The organism is Pseudomonas sp. NMS19W, from assembly GCF_051554255.1.
GTDB lineage: Bacteria > Pseudomonadota > Gammaproteobacteria > Pseudomonadales > Pseudomonadaceae > Aquipseudomonas > Aquipseudomonas kribbensis.
Map to the genome: position 1 here is coordinate 4,825,066 of NZ_CP136718.1, position 16,310 is coordinate 4,841,375.

General features: G+C 58.3%; 20 protein-coding genes and 1 tRNA gene. 1 reads left to right on the forward strand and 20 read right to left on the reverse strand.

Features of this window, described 5'->3' with window-relative positions; genetic code table 11:
- Positions 1-170: 170 nt before the first annotated feature.
- The 18 genes from R1A29_RS22130 to R1A29_RS22215 form a co-directional block, all read right to left on the reverse strand.
- Positions 171-246 (reverse strand) — tRNA-Lys (locus tag R1A29_RS22130).
- A gap of 63 nt (positions 247-309) precedes the next feature.
- Positions 310-1,002 carry a 7-cyano-7-deazaguanine synthase QueC gene (queC, locus tag R1A29_RS22135; protein WP_438299589.1) on the reverse strand — a complete coding sequence of 231 codons (693 nt, stop codon included), beginning with the start codon at positions 1,000-1,002 and terminating at the stop codon, positions 310-312.
- A gap of 1 nt (position 1,003) precedes the next feature.
- Positions 1,004-1,651, reverse strand: coding sequence for a 7-carboxy-7-deazaguanine synthase QueE (queE, locus tag R1A29_RS22140; RefSeq protein WP_438299590.1), 648 nt, complete (start codon positions 1,649-1,651; stop codon positions 1,004-1,006).
- Between the two features lie 165 nt (positions 1,652-1,816).
- The gene (gene ybgF, locus R1A29_RS22145; protein ID WP_438299591.1) at positions 1,817-2,650 is read right to left on the reverse strand and encodes a tol-pal system protein YbgF; all 834 of its coding nucleotides are present in this window, start codon (positions 2,648-2,650) and stop codon (positions 1,817-1,819) included.
- A gap of 6 nt (positions 2,651-2,656) precedes the next feature.
- Positions 2,657-3,154: a peptidoglycan-associated lipoprotein Pal gene (gene pal / locus R1A29_RS22150; protein ID WP_003178634.1), complete on the reverse strand. Its 498-nt coding sequence runs from the start codon at positions 3,152-3,154 to the stop codon at positions 2,657-2,659.
- Between the two features lie 52 nt (positions 3,155-3,206).
- Positions 3,207-4,487: a Tol-Pal system beta propeller repeat protein TolB gene (tolB, locus tag R1A29_RS22155; protein ID WP_408986127.1), complete on the reverse strand. Its 1,281-nt coding sequence runs from the start codon at positions 4,485-4,487 to the stop codon at positions 3,207-3,209.
- Between the two features lie 17 nt (positions 4,488-4,504).
- Positions 4,505-5,584: a cell envelope integrity protein TolA gene (tolA, locus tag R1A29_RS22160; RefSeq protein ID WP_085709625.1), complete on the reverse strand. Its 1,080-nt coding sequence runs from the start codon at positions 5,582-5,584 to the stop codon at positions 4,505-4,507.
- Positions 5,584-6,036, reverse strand: a complete 453-nt coding sequence (gene tolR / locus R1A29_RS22165; RefSeq protein ID WP_162803534.1) for a protein TolR — start codon at positions 6,034-6,036, stop codon at positions 5,584-5,586. Before tolR ends, tolA begins: the two co-directional genes overlap by 1 nt.
- A 23-nt stretch (positions 6,037-6,059) precedes the next feature.
- Positions 6,060-6,755 carry a protein TolQ gene (gene tolQ / locus R1A29_RS22170; protein ID WP_007912733.1) on the reverse strand — a complete coding sequence of 232 codons (696 nt, stop codon included), beginning with the start codon at positions 6,753-6,755 and terminating at the stop codon, positions 6,060-6,062.
- The gene (gene ybgC, locus R1A29_RS22175) at positions 6,745-7,212 is read right to left on the reverse strand and encodes a tol-pal system-associated acyl-CoA thioesterase (protein ID WP_085709624.1); all 468 of its coding nucleotides are present in this window, start codon (positions 7,210-7,212) and stop codon (positions 6,745-6,747) included. Before ybgC ends, tolQ begins: the two co-directional genes overlap by 11 nt.
- 127 nt (positions 7,213-7,339) lie before the next feature.
- On the reverse strand, positions 7,340-8,401 hold the full coding sequence (ruvB, locus tag R1A29_RS22180; RefSeq protein ID WP_085709623.1) for a Holliday junction branch migration DNA helicase RuvB: 1,062 nt from the start codon (positions 8,399-8,401) through the stop codon (positions 7,340-7,342).
- Positions 8,402-9,010 carry a Holliday junction branch migration protein RuvA gene (gene ruvA / locus R1A29_RS22185; RefSeq protein WP_007951205.1) on the reverse strand — a complete coding sequence of 203 codons (609 nt, stop codon included), beginning with the start codon at positions 9,008-9,010 and terminating at the stop codon, positions 8,402-8,404. It lies immediately after the preceding gene.
- A 114-nt stretch (positions 9,011-9,124) separates the two neighbouring features.
- Positions 9,125-9,649 carry a crossover junction endodeoxyribonuclease RuvC gene (ruvC, locus tag R1A29_RS22190; RefSeq protein WP_065258525.1) on the reverse strand — a complete coding sequence of 175 codons (525 nt, stop codon included), beginning with the start codon at positions 9,647-9,649 and terminating at the stop codon, positions 9,125-9,127.
- A gap of 101 nt (positions 9,650-9,750) precedes the next feature.
- Positions 9,751-10,497 carry a YebC/PmpR family DNA-binding transcriptional regulator gene (locus R1A29_RS22195; protein ID WP_438299592.1) on the reverse strand — a complete coding sequence of 249 codons (747 nt, stop codon included), beginning with the start codon at positions 10,495-10,497 and terminating at the stop codon, positions 9,751-9,753.
- A gap of 129 nt (positions 10,498-10,626) precedes the next feature.
- Positions 10,627-12,402, reverse strand: a complete 1,776-nt coding sequence (gene aspS / locus R1A29_RS22200) for an aspartate--tRNA ligase (RefSeq protein ID WP_085709621.1) — start codon at positions 12,400-12,402, stop codon at positions 10,627-10,629.
- A 108-nt stretch (positions 12,403-12,510) separates the two neighbouring features.
- A complete protein-coding gene (locus R1A29_RS22205; protein WP_438299593.1) occupies positions 12,511-12,732 on the reverse strand; it encodes an FmdB family zinc ribbon protein in 222 nt (73 codons plus the stop codon).
- Positions 12,733-12,845: 113 nt separating this feature from the next.
- Entirely contained in the window at positions 12,846-13,190 is a 345-nt protein-coding gene (locus tag R1A29_RS22210; RefSeq protein WP_438299594.1) for a ribbon-helix-helix domain-containing protein, read from the reverse strand.
- 241 nt (positions 13,191-13,431) lie between these two features.
- Positions 13,432-13,902, reverse strand: a complete 471-nt coding sequence (locus R1A29_RS22215; protein ID WP_438299595.1) for a Dps family protein — start codon at positions 13,900-13,902, stop codon at positions 13,432-13,434.
- 309 nt (positions 13,903-14,211) lie between these two features.
- Between R1A29_RS22215 and R1A29_RS22220 the strand changes: the two genes are divergently transcribed.
- The gene (locus R1A29_RS22220) at positions 14,212-14,814 is read left to right on the forward strand and encodes a cold shock domain-containing protein membrane protein (protein ID WP_438299596.1); all 603 of its coding nucleotides are present in this window, start codon (positions 14,212-14,214) and stop codon (positions 14,812-14,814) included.
- A gap of 70 nt (positions 14,815-14,884) precedes the next feature.
- Here the strand turns inward: R1A29_RS22220 and R1A29_RS22225 are convergent, their stop codons facing one another.
- Positions 14,885-15,091: a SlyX family protein gene (locus R1A29_RS22225; protein WP_085709618.1), complete on the reverse strand. Its 207-nt coding sequence runs from the start codon at positions 15,089-15,091 to the stop codon at positions 14,885-14,887.
- Between the two features lie 2 nt (positions 15,092-15,093).
- Positions 15,094-15,519, reverse strand: coding sequence for an HIT family protein (locus R1A29_RS22230; protein ID WP_085709617.1), 426 nt, complete (start codon positions 15,517-15,519; stop codon positions 15,094-15,096).
- Between the last annotated feature and the right edge of the window lie 791 nt (positions 15,520-16,310).

A 16,310-nucleotide genomic window follows, 5' to 3' on the forward strand; every position in this document is an offset into this window, starting at 1 on the left:
GCTAAGTCATTGAGTTGTTTGGGCCGGAAATAGAAAAGCCCGCCATAAATGACGGGCTATTCCATATTGACATCACGCTGAAGCGCGCCTAAGGTTCGCTCCAGACGGCTGCAAGACTAGAAACTGGCTGGCAAGCCCCCTTCCTAGTACATAACGAACCGCTGTGAAAATGGTGGGTCGTGTGGGATTCGAACCTACGACCAATTGGTTAAAAGCCAACTGCTCTACCAACTGAGCTAACGACCCGCTGTGTGGTGGCGCGTATAATACTGATTTTTAAGGACTATTCAACACCTAATTTGAAAAAAATCAAAAATAACGTGTCGGGTCGCTGATTCCGGCCGCTGCAAAGCCTTCCGCACGCAGTCGGCAGCTGTCGCACCTGCCACAGGCACGGCCTTCATCGTCCGCCTGATAGCAGGAAACAGTCAGCCCGTAATCGACCCCGAGCTTCACGCCCGCCTGGACAATCTGCGCCTTGCTCAGGTTCTGCAACGGTGCCTGGATACGGAAAGCATGGCCTTCGACACCGGCCTTGGTCGCCAGATTGGCCATACGCTCGAACGACTCGATGAACTCCGGGCGGCAATCCGGGTAACCGGAGTAATCCACCGCATTGACACCAATGAAGATGTCACGGGCACCGAGTACTTCAGCCCAGCCCAGGGCAAGCGACAGGAACACCGTATTGCGCGCAGGAACATAAGTCACCGGAATGCCGTCACCGAGCTCCTCCGGGATATCGATGCTGCTGTCGGTCAGGGCCGAACCGCCCATGCCGTTCAGGTTCAGACCGATTACCTTGTGCTCGACCACGCCCAGATCGCGGGCAACGCGAGCAGCGGCGTGCAATTCAGCGTGGGAGCGTTGACCGTAATCGAAGCTCATGGTGTAGCAGCGATAGCCTTCGGCGCGGGCCATGGCCACGACCGTGGCCGAGTCCAGGCCGCCGGACAGCAAAATGACCGCACGTTTTTCAGAAGTGTTCAGTTGTTCAGTCATCTCAGCGCCCTGGCTCGTCATTCCACAGATACTTGTGCAGTTGCAATTGCAGGCGTACCGGCAGATTGTCGGCCACCACCCAATCCGCCAGATCCCGAGCATTCAGATCATGATGGCTCGGGGAAAACAGCACTTCTCCGGCACGCTGTTCAAGACCGTACTGGATCAACTTGGAAACCGCCCAGTCATAGTCTTCCCGAGAACAGATGACAAACTTCACCTGATCGTTGAGCGTCAGCAGTTCGATATTCTCGTAACGGTTGCGATGAGCTTCCTTCGAATCAGGAGTCTTCAAATCAACAACCCGGCTGACCCGAGGATCAACCGCCGAAATATCGAGGGCACCGCTGGTTTCCAGCGAGACTTCGTAGCCGGCATCACACAATTGTTTGAGCAAAGGGATGGCATTGGGTTGTGCCAGCGGCTCACCGCCAGTGACACAAACGTAGCGCGGGCGAAACCCGGCCACTTGCTCGAGGATGTCGTCGAGTGTACGAATGGTGCCGCCGCTGAACGCGTAGGCACTGTCGCAGTATTGGCAACGCAATGGGCAACCGGTCAGGCGCACAAAAACCGTGGGCAGCCCGGCAGTCCGCGTTTCCCCCTGCAACGAGTAGAAAACTTCGGTGATTCTCAATGTGTCTTGCATAGTCGCCACGGGCGTAACAGCTAAACAGGCTGTCCGCCTCCGTCAGGCACTTCAGGCAACCCCGCCAACGCGTAGATCACCAGAAGCGTGTTTCATAAAAGGGCGTGAATTCTAACGAAAAAACCCGCGACAAGCGCGGGTTTCTTCCAAACGGGTCAAACAGTATTACATGCGCTGCAGATCGCGTTGGGCCAACTGGGCAGCGGAGGTACCCGGATACTGGGACACCACTTGTTGCAGAATGCCTTTGACCTTGTCGGTGTGACCGAGGCGGCGCTCTACGTCAGCCAGCTTGTACAGCGAATCCGGCACTTTGGCATGCTTGGGATACAGCTGCGAAACCTTGGCAAAAGCCTGACCCGCACCTTGCAGGTCGCCTTTGGCCAGGTTCACTTCCCCCAACCAGTACTGGGCATTGCCCGCGTATTGGCTGTTCGGGTATTTACGCAGGAACGCGGCGAAAGCCTGGCTGGCCTTGTCGAAATCCTTGGCCTTGATCAGGTCGAAGGCTGCATCGTAATACAGCTTTTCCTTGGCCGGATCAGCCGGTTCGCCACTCGCGGCAGGTGCCTGGGCAGCAGCCCCGGCTCCAGCAGCGGCACCGGCAGCAGCACTTGCATCGCCACCGGCAGAAGAATTCTCGGGAGTCGCGGCAGGTGCAGCACCGGATCCTATGCGCCGATCAAGATCCTGGTATCGCTCCAGGGATTCCTGCTTCATACGCGCAACCTGATTCTGCAGTTCTTCGATCACGCCTTGCTGGCGCGATATCTGATCCTGCATCTGTTGCAATTGGTTGAACAGCATGCCTTGTGCCGAGGCAGGGGCCGTAGCCGCTCCCCCGGCATAGGCGCCGTTCGTACCGTAACCTGCAGGCGGATAACTGCTCCCGCTATTGTTATAACCGGAGTTGTCATCGACCACAGGAACCGCAGCCCACGCCGCAAGCGGCGCGAGGCTGAGAGCCAGAACAGTTACAGCACGACGGCACGTTCGCATATCGAATTACTTACGCAGTTCGACGCGACGGTTTTGAGCCCAGGACTGCTCGTCGTTGCCGGTAGCAACTGGACGCTCTTCGCCGTAGGAAACCAGTTCCAGCTGAGCTGGGGAAACACCTTGCAGTACCAGGTAGCGCTGAACGGCTTTCGCACGACGCTCGCCCAGTGCCATGTTGTACTCACGAGTACCACGTTCGTCGGTGTTGCCTTCCAGAACAACGCGAGCGCCGTTTGCTTTCAGGTCTTTGGCGTGAACGTCCAGAGCGCGCATGGCTTCTGGCTTCAGGTCCGAGCTGTCGTATTCGAAGTAGAAGGTGGTGATTGCGCGCAGAGCAGCTTCTTCGCTCAGGGAACCGTCAACTGCACCAGTGTTTGCGCCGTAACCAGCGTTTGGATCAACAGCGCCTTCACCGGCGTTGTCGCCGCCTTTGGACGAGCAACCTACAGCTACAGCCATGGCCAGAGCCAGCGCAGCAAATTTACCAAACTTCAGCATTTCCATCGTGAAACTCCTAATGAACCCCAGTGTGTTAAGTAAAACGTAAAGCGCCGCGTCAGTTCAGGTAAGGGGACCAGGACGGTTCTCTGACTTCGCCTTGAGCGGTAGGAAGCGGGAGCCTCACGCGTCCATTAATGGACACGAGCATCAAGACTCCCCGGCCCTGCTGGCGGGTGGCGTAGATTACCATGGTGCCGTTGGGCGCAACAGTAGGCGACTCGTCCAGAGTGCTATCAGTGAGGATTTTTACACTTCCGCGCTGCAAATCCTGAGCCGCCACTTTGAAATTGGTGAAACCGTCCTGACGATGGATCATCACCAAAGTCTTTTCATCAGCCGACAGCTTGGGGTTGGCGTTGTAGTTGCCCACGAACGTCACGCGCTCGGCACCACCGCCATTGGCGCTGGTTTTGTAGATCTGCGGCTTGCCGCCACGGTCGGAAGTGAAGTAGATGGTCGAGCCATCCTTGCCCCAGTACGGTTCGGTGTTGATGCCCGGGCCAGCAGTCACACGGGTGATCTGGCGCGAACCGAGGTTCATCACGTAGATATCCGGGTTACCGTCTTTCGACAGCACGAACGCCAGACGATTGCCATCCGGCGACCAGGCCGGAGCGCCGTTCAGGCCCTCGAAGTTGGTGATCTGCTCACGACGACCGGTGTCGATATTCTGCATGAAGATCCGTGGTCGCTTCTGTTCGAACGACACATAAGCGATGCGCTTGCCATCCGGTGCGAAACGCGGCGACAGGATAGGCTCGCGCGATTGCAGCAGGGTCACGGCACGGGCACCGTCGTAGTCCGAACGTTGCAGCGTGTAACGAGTGTTCTTCTCGGAGAAGCGTTCAGCCGTCACGTACAGCAGGCGAGTCGAAAACGCCCCCTTGATACCGGTCAGTTTTTCGAAAGACTGATCGGAGATGTAGTGCGCCATGTCACGCAGTTGTTCAGTCGTACCGGAAACACTGCCGTCCGCCACTTTTTGCTCGGTGGCGACGTTAAACAACGCCCACTGCACCTGCAAGCGGCCGCCCGCTGGCACGATGCTGCCGACCATCATGTACTGGGCACCTACCGCCTTCCAGTCACGGAAAATGATTTCGCTCGGCTGGCTTGGCTGGCTGATCATGTTCTGTTTTGGAATTGGCGAGTAATACCCCGAGTTCCGCAGGTCGTTGCCAATGATTTCAGCCATGTCATCCGGCAGGACGGCACCGCCCTGGAAACCGAACGGCACGACGGCGATCGGGGTCGCCCGATCGCTGCCGCTGGTGACCAGAATGTTCTTTTCATCCGCCATCGCGATCCCTGCCATGCAGCAGATCACGACCAGCATTCCTCGAAGAAGGTTTCTCACAAGGCTAGATCCTCAGGTGTGAATGTCATCTTGAATGAACGATACGGAGCGAAATCGCTCGGCTTCATTCCCTGCATTTCCGTCAAACGTCCAATATTCTTGACCGCTGCCACTGCCGACGCATCGAACGGACCGTCGCCACTGGACTTGGCCACGCTGACCGTGGTCACCGTGCCGTCCGGCAACATGCCGATCTGCAGTACAACCGTCATGCCTTTGCGTGCCGAAGGAGGACGAGCCCAGCCTTCCGCTGCCCGCGCACGAATCAAGTCATCGAAGCTGCCCGCGGTTTCGTCACCACGTTCGTCCGCCAAAGCCTGCTGACGCTCGGTCTTGTCGGACAGCAGGTCGGCCAGAGCCTGGGCCTTCTTGTCCTCGACCGATTTGCGTGCCGCGTCCTGCGCTTTTTTCTTCGCAGCATCGGCAGCAGCTTTCTTCTTGGCTTCATCGGCGACTTTCTTCTTCGCCTCTTCAGCTTCGGCTTTTTTCTTGGCGTCTTCGGCGGCTTTCTTCTTCGCGTCTTCGACGATTTTCTTCTTGGCTTCTTCAGCGGCCTCTTTCTTGGCCTCTTCTTCAGCAGCCTTCTTGGCTTCTTCTTCAGCTTTCTTCTTGGCTATATCAGCCAATTGTTTCTCTTCTGCCTTCTTGGCTTCGGCGGCTTTCTTCGCGTCTTCGGCTTTCTTGGCTTCATCAGCCTTCTTCGCCTGTTCCGCTTTCTTCGCCTCATCGGCCTTCTTGGCTTCCTCGGCCTTTTGAGCCGCTTCTTCTTTCTTTTGTTCCGCAGCCTTCACCGCTTCCTGCTCGACCTTTTTCTGCTCCATCTGCTCGACTTCGGTCTGGCGCGCGGCGGACTTCTTCGCCTCACCCGCAATCTTCTGATTGGTCTGGGTGGTTGCCTGACTTTTCGATTTCAGCTGGTAAAGGGTTGCCTGGACAATCGGTTTGGCCGGCGGCAGCTCCGGTGTCATGGCGAAACTGACGAACAGCATGCCGAACACCAGCACGTGCAAGCCAATCGCCCAGACACTGGGCCAGAAGTAGCTTTCCGAGGCGGACGGCTCTCGCTGTTGCTGCATCAGGGGGCCTCGGTGATCAAGCCAACATTACCGACCCCGGCTTTCTGCAACCCGCCCATGGCGCCCATGACGGAGCCATAATCGACGGACTTGTCGCCACGGATGAAGACCTGGGTGCGCTTGCCGCCTTCAGTGCCGGCGCGGATGATCTTGGTCACCGCGTCGGTCATCTGTGGCAGGGTCATGGCCCGGTCCTGTTGCTTCTCGGTGTCGACTTCGCTGCCAAGGTTCCAGTAGTAGGTCTTGTCAGCCTTGATCGAAATGGTCAGCACCTGGGTGTTGTTGTCCTGCGGCAAGGCTTCGCTGGAAACCTTGGGCAGATCCACCTTCACGCCCTGATTGAGCATCGGCGCAGTCACCATGAAGATGACCAGCAGCACCAGCATCACGTCGATGTAAGGCACTACGTTCATCTCGGCGACCGGCTTGCGCTTGTGTCGGGCTCGAGTGATTAAAGCCATCGGGAAATACCTGCTTATTCTTCGCTGGTGTGCACTTTGCGGTGCAGGATCGCCTGGAATTCATCGGCGAAGGTGTAGTAGCGGCTCAGCAAGGTTTCGCTGCGGGCAGAGAAACGGTTGTAAGCGATAACGGCCGGGATCGCGGCGAACAGGCCGATCGCGGTGGCGATCAGGGCTTCGGCGATACCTGGGGCCACAGTGGCCAGGGTGGCCTGTTGTGCGCTGGCCAGACCACGGAAGGAGTTCATGATCCCCCACACGGTACCGAACAGACCGATGTACGGGCTGACCGAACCGACGGTGGCAAGGAACGGCAGGCTTTGCTCGAGCTTCTCTTCCTCGCGGGAGATGGCTACGCGCATGGCACGGGCCACGCCTTCCATGACCGCTTCAGGGTCAACGCCCGGCTGCTGGCGCAGACGCGAGAATTCCTTGAAGCCGGCACGGAAGATCTGCTCGACGCCCGAATCCGGATCCGGGTTGCTGCCGGCCTGGCGGTACAGTTTGGACAGGTCGATACCCGACCAGAAGCGCTCCTCGAAGCTCTCCAGGGCACGTCGACCGGCGCGCAGCAGATTGCTGCGCTGAAAGATCATGATCCATGAGGTCACCGATGCGGCCACCAGGGTCAACATTACCAACTGCACCACGATGCTGGCATTGCTGACCAGGCTCCACATGGAGGAATGGTCGACGACGTTAGCTTCCACGCTTTATCTCCTGCTTCAAGTGTGTACCCGTGCCGACCGCGTCGGCGAAAGCCGCACGCAAGTCTTCGGGAAGGGCCCGGGGTTTCAAACTGTTAGTGCGCACACAGGCCACCAGAAACTGCCCCTCACAGAGCAGCACATTATCCGTTGCCCGCCTGACCTGCTGTCGAAAGCGCAGGCTGGCACGGTTCAATTCGATTACATCAGCGCTTACCAGCAGCTCGTCGTCCAGTCGCGCCGGCGCGTGATAACGCGCTTCGCTGGAGTGCACGACGAACAACAGGTCCTCCCCTGCCAGCGCCGACTGGGCAAAGCCCAGCTCCCGGAGCCGCTCGGTTCGAGCCCGTTCCATAAACTTGAGGTAATTAACGTAATACACGATGCCGCCCGCATCGGTGTCCTCGTAATAAACGCGACAACGATGTGCGAACGGCTCAAGCCCGTTTTGCGCGCGCATACTCTAGTGCTTACTCCTCGGGTTGCCAATCCGGCCAGGCAACTGTTTTTCATAGTTCGAAGGCTTTACCGCAAAAGTACCGTCCTGAGACAGTACAAACGCTGAATAAATCGCCAATAAATGTGTATCAATCGTCCACGGCATCGAGAAACTCGTCTGCCACGGGCATTTCGCCCATTCGTGACGGAATGTTTAAACCAAAATGCAGATACGCGTGCCGGGTCACCACCCTGCCCCGCGGCGTACGCATGATGTAGCCCTGCTGAATCAGATACGGCTCCAGCACATCTTCGATGGTGTGGCGCTCTTCACTGATCGCAGCCGCCAGACTGTCGATGCCGACGGGGCCGCCATCGAACTTCTCGATCATGGTCAACAGCAATCGCCGGTCCTGATGATCGAAGCCGTGTTCATCGACATCCAGCAGATTCAGTGCCAGGTCGGCAACGGATTTGGTGATATGCCCCTTTGCCCGGACTTCGGCGAAATCCCGCACCCGGCGCAGCAGCCGGTTGGCGATTCGCGGTGTACCACGGGCACGACGGGCAATCTCGAAAGAGCCTTCCGGATCCAGCGGCAGGCCGAGGATGTTCGCCGAACGGCTGACAATCGTCGCCAGGTCGGCGGTGCTGTAGAACTCGAGACGCTGGACAATCCCGAAACGGTCACGCAACGGATTGGTCAGCATCCCCGCCCGCGTCGTCGCGCCAACGAGGGTGAACGGTGGCAGATCGAGTTTGATCGAACGCGCTGCCGGCCCCTCACCGATCATGATGTCGAGCTGGAAGTCTTCCATCGCCGGGTACAGCACTTCTTCGACGATCGGTGACAGACGATGGATTTCATCGATGAACAACACATCGTGGGGTTCAAGGTTGGTCAACAGCGCGGCCAGATCCCCCGGCCGCTCGAGCACCGGGCCCGACGTACTCTTGATCGACACGCCCATTTCCTGGGCAATGATGTTGGCCAGGGTGGTCTTGCCCAGCCCCGGCGGGCCGAAGATCAGGGTGTGGTCGAGGGATTCGCTACGGCCACGGGCGGCCTGGATAAACAGTTCCATCTGCTCGCGAACGGTCGGCTGGCCAATGTATTCGGCCAGACTGACGGGACGTATCGCCCGGTCCTGGACTTCTTCGCGCTCACGCGGACTGTGCGTGGCGGCGATCAGACGATCAGCTTCAATCACTTAAATCATTCCCTTCAGGGCGCGTCGGATCATGTCTTCACTGCTCAAGCCTTTCTCCTTGATCGCGGAAATCGCCTTGCTCGCTTCCTGTGGCTTGTAGCCCAGGGAAATCAGCGCGCTGACTGCGTCGTTCTCGGCGGTATTGACCGGTGCCGGGCCGTCCGGCTGGTTCGGTACCAGCGCAAACATGGCCGGCGAGGTTTCCCACGCCTTGAAGCGGTCCTTGAGTTCGACCAGCAGACGCTCGGCGGTTTTCTTGCCCACACCCGGCACTTTGGTCAGCGCCGAAGTGTCCTGGGACTGCACGCAACGGATCAGCTCATCGACTTCCAGACTCGACATCAAGGCCAGGGCCAGTTTCGGCCCCACACCATTGAGACGGATCAATTCGCGAAAAAAGTCTCGCTCGCGCTTGCCGGCAAAACCATAGAGTAACTGCGCGTCTTCGCGTACGACCAAATGGGTGTGCAAGGTCAGCGGTTCACCGACCGACGGCAGGCGATACAGGGTGGTCATGGGCACTTCCAGCTCATACCCGAGGCCGTTTACATCCAGAATCAGGTGCGGCGGCTGTTTTTCAGCGAGGGTGCCGCGCAAGCGTCCAATCACGTTTCAGATCCTTGAGCGTTGGCCAGCCGTGGGCTGGCGACAAAACGGAATACGGATTCGGGCCGACGACCCAGGCACAAAATCCGTATGCCGGAAAATTGATTGCTGATGCTATCAGAGACGCAGGCGCCCGCCACGACTGCGTGCGGTACCCAAACCATGCGGCAACAGACTGGAGCGAGTGTGCGCATGGCAAATGGCAATGGCCAGGGCGTCAGAGGCATCGATTTGCGGCTTGCTGGTCAGCTTGAGCATGTGCATGACCATCATCTGCACCTGTTCCTTATTGGCGGCACCTGTACCGACTACGGCCTGTTTGACCTGAGTGGCTGTGTACTCGGCGATCTCCAGGCTCTCTTCGGCACCCGCCACGATAGCGGCGCCACGGGCCTGCCCGAGCTTCAGCGCCGAATCGGCGTTTTTCGCCATGAACACCTTTTCGATGCCCATGGTCACCGGACCGTAGGTCTGGATGATTTCCCGCACGCCGCGATAGACGATCTGCAGACGCTCATGCAACTCGCCGGCGCCTGTACGAATGCACCCGGAAGCCACGTAGACACAACCACGCCCGGTATCGCGTACCACGCCATATCCGGTGATGCGCGAACCGGGATCGATACCAAGAATTAAAGTCATAAGCCTGCAGATTCGAAAAAACACAAAAACAAATGTGGGAGATTCCATGTTCGAGATGAACCCTCAAACCTGGAATCTCCCACATTGAAGCCTAGCCGTTATCAGCCGAGCTGAGCCGCCACGTCTTCCGGAATGTCCGCGTTGGAGTAGACGTTCTGCACGTCATCCAGATCCTCGAGCATGTCGATCAGCTTGAGCACCTTCTCCGCGCCTTCCAGATCCAGTTCGGCGCTGGTGGTCGGCTGCATGACGACTTCCGCGTCATCACCCTTGAAACCGGCCGCTTCCAGCGCGTTTCGCACGGCATAGAAGCTGGTGAACGAGGTGAACACGTCAATCGAGCCGTCTTCATGAGTGACCACGTCGTCGGCATCGGCTTCCAGCGCCGCTTCGGTCAGCGCATCTTCGTCGACACCCGGCGCGAAGCTGATCTGGCCCTTGCGTTCGAACAGGTAGGCCACCGAACCGTCAGTTCCGAGGTTACCGCCACATTTGCTGAACGCATGGCGCACGGCCGCGGCGGTACGGTTGCGGTTGTCGGTCATGCACTCGACCATCACCGCCACGCCGCCCGGGCCGTAACCTTCGTAGGTCAGCTCTTCAACGTTGTCCGCTTCGGTCGCGCCGGCACCACGAGCCACCGCACGATCGATGATGTCGCGGCTCATGTTGGCGCCCAGCGCCTTGTCCAGGGCCAGACGCAGACGCGGGTTGGAACCCGGATCGCCACCGCCCTGACGGGCCGCAACGGTCAGTTCACGGATCCACTTGGTGAAGATCTTGCCTCGCTTGGCATCCTGACGTTCTTTGCGGTGCTTGATGTTCGCCCACTTGGAATGACCTGCCATATCTCGCTCCGAATTCTCTTTGAAACGTTGCCCGCCGCGCACATCGCGCAGCCAGCAAACAAAAAAATCTCGACCTGCTCTCTATAGAAAGAAAAAAGGCGCATCCGAAGATGCGCCTTCAGGCCCGTCTTACTCAGCCTTTGGTGTTTCACGCAAACGAATGTGCAGCTCGCGCAATGCCTTGGCATCCACGACACCCGGCGCCTGCGTCATCACGTCGGCAGCACTCTGGGTTTTCGGGAAGGCGATCACTTCACGGATCGACTGGGCGCCGGTCATCAGCATCACCAGACGGTCCAGACCGAAGGCCAGACCACCGTGCGGCGGTGCACCGTACTTCAGCGCGTCGAGCAGGAAGCCGAACTTCTCTTCCTGTTCCGCTTCGTTGATGCCCAGCAGACGGAATACCGCTTGCTGCATCTCCTTGCGGTGGATACGAATCGAACCGCCACCCAGCTCGGTGCCGTTCAGCACCATGTCATAGGCACGGGAGAGCGCGCCGGCCGGGTTGGCTTCGAGCTCTTCCGGGGTGCACTTCGGCGCGGTGAACGGGTGATGCAGGGCGGAGAAGCTACCGTCATCGTTCTCTTCGAACATCGGGAAGTCGACGACCCACATTGGAGCCCATTCACAGGTCAGCAGCTTCAGGTCGTGACCGAGCTTGATACGCAGCGCACCCAGGGCTTCGCTGACGATCTTGGCCTTGTCGGCACCGAAGAACACGATATCGCCGTCGACTGCACCGACGCGATCGAGGATCACGTTCAGGTTGGCTTCAGGGATGTTTTTCACGATCGGCGACTGCAGACCTTCAACACCGGCAGCACGCTCGTTGACCTTGATGTACGCCAGGCCCTTGGCACCGTAGATGCCGACGAACTTGGTGTAATCGTCGATCTGCTTGCGCGGCATGCTCGCCCCGCCTGGAACGCGCAGTGCGGCGATACGGCATTTCGGATCGTTGGCCGGGCCGCTGAACACCTTGAAATCAACTTCTTTCAGCTGATCGGCTACGTCGACCAGTTCCAGCGGGTTACGCAGGTCCGGCTTGTCGGAACCGTAACGGCGCATGGCTTCTTCGAACGTCATGTGCGGGAACTCGCCGAATTCCAGATCCAGCACTTCCTTGAACAGGTTGCGGATCATGCCTTCGGTCAGACCCATGATGTCTTTTTCGTCGAGGAAGCTGGTCTCGATGTCGATCTGAGTGAACTCAGGCTGACGGTCGGCACGCAGGTCTTCGTCGCGGAAGCACTTGGCAATCTGGTAGTAACGGTCGAAGCCGGCGACCATCAGCAGTTGTTTGAACAGCTGTGGCGATTGCGGCAGTGCGAAGAACGAACCGGCGTGGGTACGGCTCGGCACGAGATAGTCACGCGCGCCTTCCGGAGTAGCGCGGGTCAGGATCGGCGTTTCCACGTCGAGGAAGCCATTCTCGTCGAGGTAACGACGGATGCTGGTGGTCATGCGCGAACGCAGGCGCAGCTTCTCGGCCATTTCCGGACGACGCAGGTCGAGGAAGCGATAGCGCAGGCGGGTTTCTTCACCGACGTCGGAGAACTCGTTCAGCGGGAACGGCGGGGTTTCCGACTCGTTCAGCACTTCCAGTTCGTAGCCCAGGACTTCGATCATGCCCGACGCCATGTTGGCGTTGGTGGCACCGGCCGGACGCAGACGCACCTTGCCGGTGATCTTCACGACGTATTCGCTGCGCACGCGATCGGCGGCGGCGAAGCTCTCGGCGCGATCCGGATCGAAGACCACCTGGGCCAGACCGTCACGATCACGGATATCGAGGAAAATCACCCCGCCGTGGTCGCGGCGACGGTGAACCCATCCGCAAAGGGTAATTTCCTGGCCTTCCAGGCTTTCGTTCAGTTGGCCGCAATAATGGCTGCGCATCATGGTAGTGGTTTCGCTTCTCGTAATTCGAAATTCGGTGGAGATCCGCCGCACTCAAGCTCTGTGCGGCCGGTGGATGCTCGCGCGTGTCGTTAGACCTGGGCCTGAACCCTAGTCAGATTTGTCGCCACCGGCCAGATTCTTCTTCGCGCCGGTCTTGAAATCGGTTTCGTACCAACCGCTGCCGCTGAGGCGAAAGCCTGGCATGGACAGCTGTTTCCTGAGCTCTGGTGCCTGACAGGCAGGGCAATCGACCAGCGGTGAGTCACTGATCTTTTGAATGGCTTCCAACTGATGACCACAGGAAGCACATTGGTAATCGTACATCGGCATGGAGTTGTCTCGGCGATCAGATTGCCAGCTCCCGCAGGGCGGTGTGGCGAAAGAGCGGGATTATATCCATTAAATGCGGCCTGTGCAGCCGGAAGACTGCACAGGCCGCCCTGTCATTGGCAACCCCCGGCTGCCACCGAGGCATCCCGCAGGCCATGTACGACACAGACCACCCGCACAAGGCCGCTGAAGTTTTTCACCCCGCCGTGGCGCAGGTGCACTTCGCGATCGACACGGGACAACAGAGTACCGACCGAACAGCCATTGCTCTCTGCCATACGGCCCAGAATATTCCAGTAGACCTGCTCCAGTCGCATGCAGGTCGCAAAGCCGTTCAGACGCACCGAACGGGCCAGCGGCTGGATCAACCCCATGTCGAACTCTTCCAGAAACGGCGCCGGGGCCCTGTACTGCCGCGAGCCGATGGCGATATCACCTCGCCTGTCTCCATCTTCCATATCATTGACACTCCTTTGCCATCGCTGCCTCCTGTAAAGGCAACATCCTGTCACCTCATTAAAAGCGCAGGGGCAAAGGCATATCCAGACGATTTTTTATCCGTCCACGTAGGATAAGCCAACACAACTAGGAGGAACGTGGAGCGGCAGGTTCCTCTTCTGACTTCCTACAATAACGAACACCCATTCTCGGCAAAAACAGGCGCACGTCCCACAAACCGTGTCAGTGCGCCTCAAGCGATCAGGCTTCGAGCAGTGCCCTGAGCATCCACGCGGTTTTCTCATGGACTTGCATGCGCTGGGTCAGAAGGTCCGCAGTCGGCTCGTCACTGACTTTATCCAGCAGCGGAAAAATGCCGCGTGCGGTGCGAGTGACCGCTTCCTGACCTTCGACCAATTGCCTGATCATGTCTTCGGCACTCGGCACCCCCACTTCTTCCTTGATGGAAGAAAGACGCGCGTAAGTCGCATAGGCACCGGGCGCCGGAAAACCCAGGGCCCGGATACGCTCGGCGATCGAGTCCACGGCCAGGGCCAGTTCGTTGTATTGCTCTTCGAACATCAAGTGCAGAGTGCGGAACATCGGACCGGTGACGTTCCAGTGGAAGTTGTGGGTTTTCAGATACAGCACGTAGGTGTCCGACAGCAGACGCGACAGTCCTTCGACGATGGATTTGCGATCCGCTTCACTGATACCGATATCGATTGCCATGTTTACCCCCTAACAACGATTGAACTCATCCAGCAGGTGTCGGTTCACTGTAGCAAGGGCACCCTCGCCTCGCAGCCCCCGTATCGACCCGATAGAGGCGACAAATCGCCCCACGCATGCCGCTGGCCGGTGCGATTTGAGTAGCTGCAGGCTTTGCTGTTAAATAGGCAGTGTGTCGCTACGCCCCCGTTTTCCGGGTGTTGCGCATAGGCTGATGCCGGGCACGTGTCCAACGCCTCTTATTGTTTCGAAGCGAACCGTGCGCCTTCAGCTCTTCCTTGTGAGCCGTCATAACGTGAGTCAATAAAAATGTTGAAAATCGTCCACCTGCTAATGGGCGCAGCGGCGTTGCTGCTGTCGTTCATACCTAGCTTGAAATCCGAAGCCGTTCCTTACCTGCAACAGCCCGATGCACTTTACCTGGCCTTTTTCGGCCTGCTGAACCTGGTCATTGCCCCGGTGATCCCTTACTGGAACAAAGGCCCGCGCCAGCATCTGCAAAATCTGGTCAGCGCATTGCTGGTGCTGACCGTCGTCCTGCAAACCCTGACCCTGATCGCACCGATGCCGGTCATCGCCGGTCAGCCTGCGGTACTGTTCAGCCTGGCGATCGCTCTGGTTGCCGTGGTCCTGCACCTGGCCGTCAGCTTCTACAAGTCCTCTCCAGCTGCCGCACCGACCAGCTACGACATGAGCAACCGCGATACCGGTACCGTCAAGTGGTTCAACACCTCCAAGGGTTTCGGTTTTATCTCCCGGGACTCAGGCGACGATATCTTCGTGCACTTTCGCGCCATCCGTGGTGAAGGCCACCGCGTTCTGGTCGAAGGCCAGCGCGTGGAGTTCTCGGTGATGAACCGTGACAAAGGCCTGCAAGCCGAAGACGTGATCGCCGCCCTGCCGCGTCGCTGATCCTGAACGAAAAAACCGCGAACAGCCTGGCTGCTCGCGGTTTTTTATTGCCCTTGCGAAATACGCAAACTCAGTAGTGCGGCGGCGGTGCGTCTTCCTCAAAGGAGCCGAACTGGCCGACCATTTCTTCCTGACGTTTGAGCAGCGCGGCCATCTGCAATTGCAGACGCTCCACAACTCTCTGCTGCTCCACCAGCACATCGTTCAACGCCTGAATGGTGTCGTCCTGAAATGCCAGACGACTCTCCAGATCGGTAACGCGTTGTTCCAGGCTCATGATCAGCCCTCCAGAAACTTGAAATCTTCGTCCAGCACCAGACGCAGCCGCTCGCGGATCGCGGCGACCTGTTCGGCGCTGTAAGGTTTGGCGGGGTGCTTGCCCCATACCGGCGCCGGCCACGCGGCATCATCCCGCTTTCGCACGATCACATGCATGTGCATCTGGCTGACGACGTTACCCAGCGTGGCAACGTTCATCTTGTCGGCATCGAACGAGTCCTTGAGCACCTCCGCCAGGGCCGTGGTTTCCTGCCAAAGACGCTGCTGATCGGCGACATCCAATTGAAACAACTCGCTGATATCGTCGCGACGAGGCACCAGGATGAACCACGGGTAGTTGGCGTCGTTGGACAGCAGCAACCGGCAGAGCGGGAAGTCGCCGATGGTCAGCGTGTCCTGTTGAAGGCGTGAATCTAAAGCAAACACTGGGTGTACTCCCGGCTGATCGACAATATTCAGCTTAGTGGGCCAGCCCGGTGGACGGCGCACTAAACGACAGGACGGCAGCATACCTTCGAATGCCCTGCCCTTCACGATGAAGCGGCGCCCCGCCATGGAACATTTCTGGCGATCGCGCACCAGCACGAGACCCGCCGTGCCAGGCAACACGCCGAATTGACCATGACTCACTACCGCGTTCAGGGTCATGACAGGGCTCAAGTGTTTGAATTCAGTACAGCCGGAAAAATTTTTTGCACCAAAACCGTACAGTGGGTCTACGCTCAATGGCTCGGGCATCCGCCAAATACTCACTGACAGGGTGAACCGGTAACGTTTTTGGTTGTCATGCGCAAAATCGAGCGAGGCAACACCAAGCGAGGAAGCGCGTCAACCCTGATCAAAAAGGGGCGCGCGAGCCCGCATTTACAAGGTTTTTACAGCCACAAGCGGGGCCCGGGAAAAATAACCGCATCCATTTTGCGGTTTGTGCACGCTTGTTGCATTCGTACTCATATGGGCTATGAACCCGCCACGGGAAGTGGTGGCTCAAACCCCGAAAAAAACAGTGGCAGGGTTGCCCGATGGAGATTCAAGTGTTTTGCCAGGGACTCTTTTTTACCGATGCAAAAAGGCCCAGAAACAGCGTTAAAGTTGTCAGCCCGACTGCGTGGGTACTGTGAATTTGCGACATCGACCAAGCCATTTGCGACAGCGTCGTAAAGAACATGAAAGGTTGTATGTGCAAGTATCGCCAACATTGTCGGCGTGATATAAGT

Excerpts from the sequence above, each read along its gene's own strand:
- ybgC (WP_085709624.1), bottom strand. The coding sequence starts at position 7,212 with ATGCGCGCGCAAAACGGGCTTGAGCCGTTCGCACATCGTTGTCGCGTT.
- ybgF (WP_438299591.1), bottom strand. The coding sequence starts at position 2,650 with ATGCGAACGTGCCGTCGTGCTGTAACTGTTCTGGCTCTCAGCCTCGCG.
- queC (WP_438299589.1), bottom strand. The coding sequence starts at position 1,002 with ATGACTGAACAACTGAACACTTCTGAAAAACGTGCGGTCATTTTGCTG.
- R1A29_RS22215 (WP_438299595.1), bottom strand. The coding sequence starts at position 13,902 with ATGGCAATCGATATCGGTATCAGTGAAGCGGATCGCAAATCCATCGTC.
- aspS (WP_085709621.1), bottom strand. The coding sequence starts at position 12,402 with ATGATGCGCAGCCATTATTGCGGCCAACTGAACGAAAGCCTGGAAGGC.
- R1A29_RS22205 (WP_438299593.1), bottom strand. The coding sequence starts at position 12,732 with ATGCCGATGTACGATTACCAATGTGCTTCCTGTGGTCATCAGTTGGAA.
- R1A29_RS22225 (WP_085709618.1), bottom strand. The coding sequence starts at position 15,091 with ATGAGCCTGGAACAACGCGTTACCGATCTGGAGAGTCGTCTGGCATTT.
- queE (WP_438299590.1), bottom strand. The coding sequence starts at position 1,651 with ATGCAAGACACATTGAGAATCACCGAAGTTTTCTACTCGTTGCAGGGG.
- R1A29_RS22195 (WP_438299592.1), bottom strand. The coding sequence starts at position 10,497 with ATGGCAGGTCATTCCAAGTGGGCGAACATCAAGCACCGCAAAGAACGT.
- ruvC (WP_065258525.1), bottom strand. The coding sequence starts at position 9,649 with ATGACTTTAATTCTTGGTATCGATCCCGGTTCGCGCATCACCGGATAT.
- R1A29_RS22220 (WP_438299596.1), top strand. The coding sequence starts at position 14,212 with ATGTTGAAAATCGTCCACCTGCTAATGGGCGCAGCGGCGTTGCTGCTG.
- tolA (WP_085709625.1), bottom strand. The coding sequence starts at position 5,584 with ATGCAGCAACAGCGAGAGCCGTCCGCCTCGGAAAGCTACTTCTGGCCC.
- R1A29_RS22210 (WP_438299594.1), bottom strand. The coding sequence starts at position 13,190 with ATGGAAGATGGAGACAGGCGAGGTGATATCGCCATCGGCTCGCGGCAG.
- tolB (WP_408986127.1), bottom strand. The coding sequence starts at position 4,487 with ATGCTGGTCGTGATCTGCTGCATGGCAGGGATCGCGATGGCGGATGAA.
- pal (WP_003178634.1), bottom strand. The coding sequence starts at position 3,154 with ATGGAAATGCTGAAGTTTGGTAAATTTGCTGCGCTGGCTCTGGCCATG.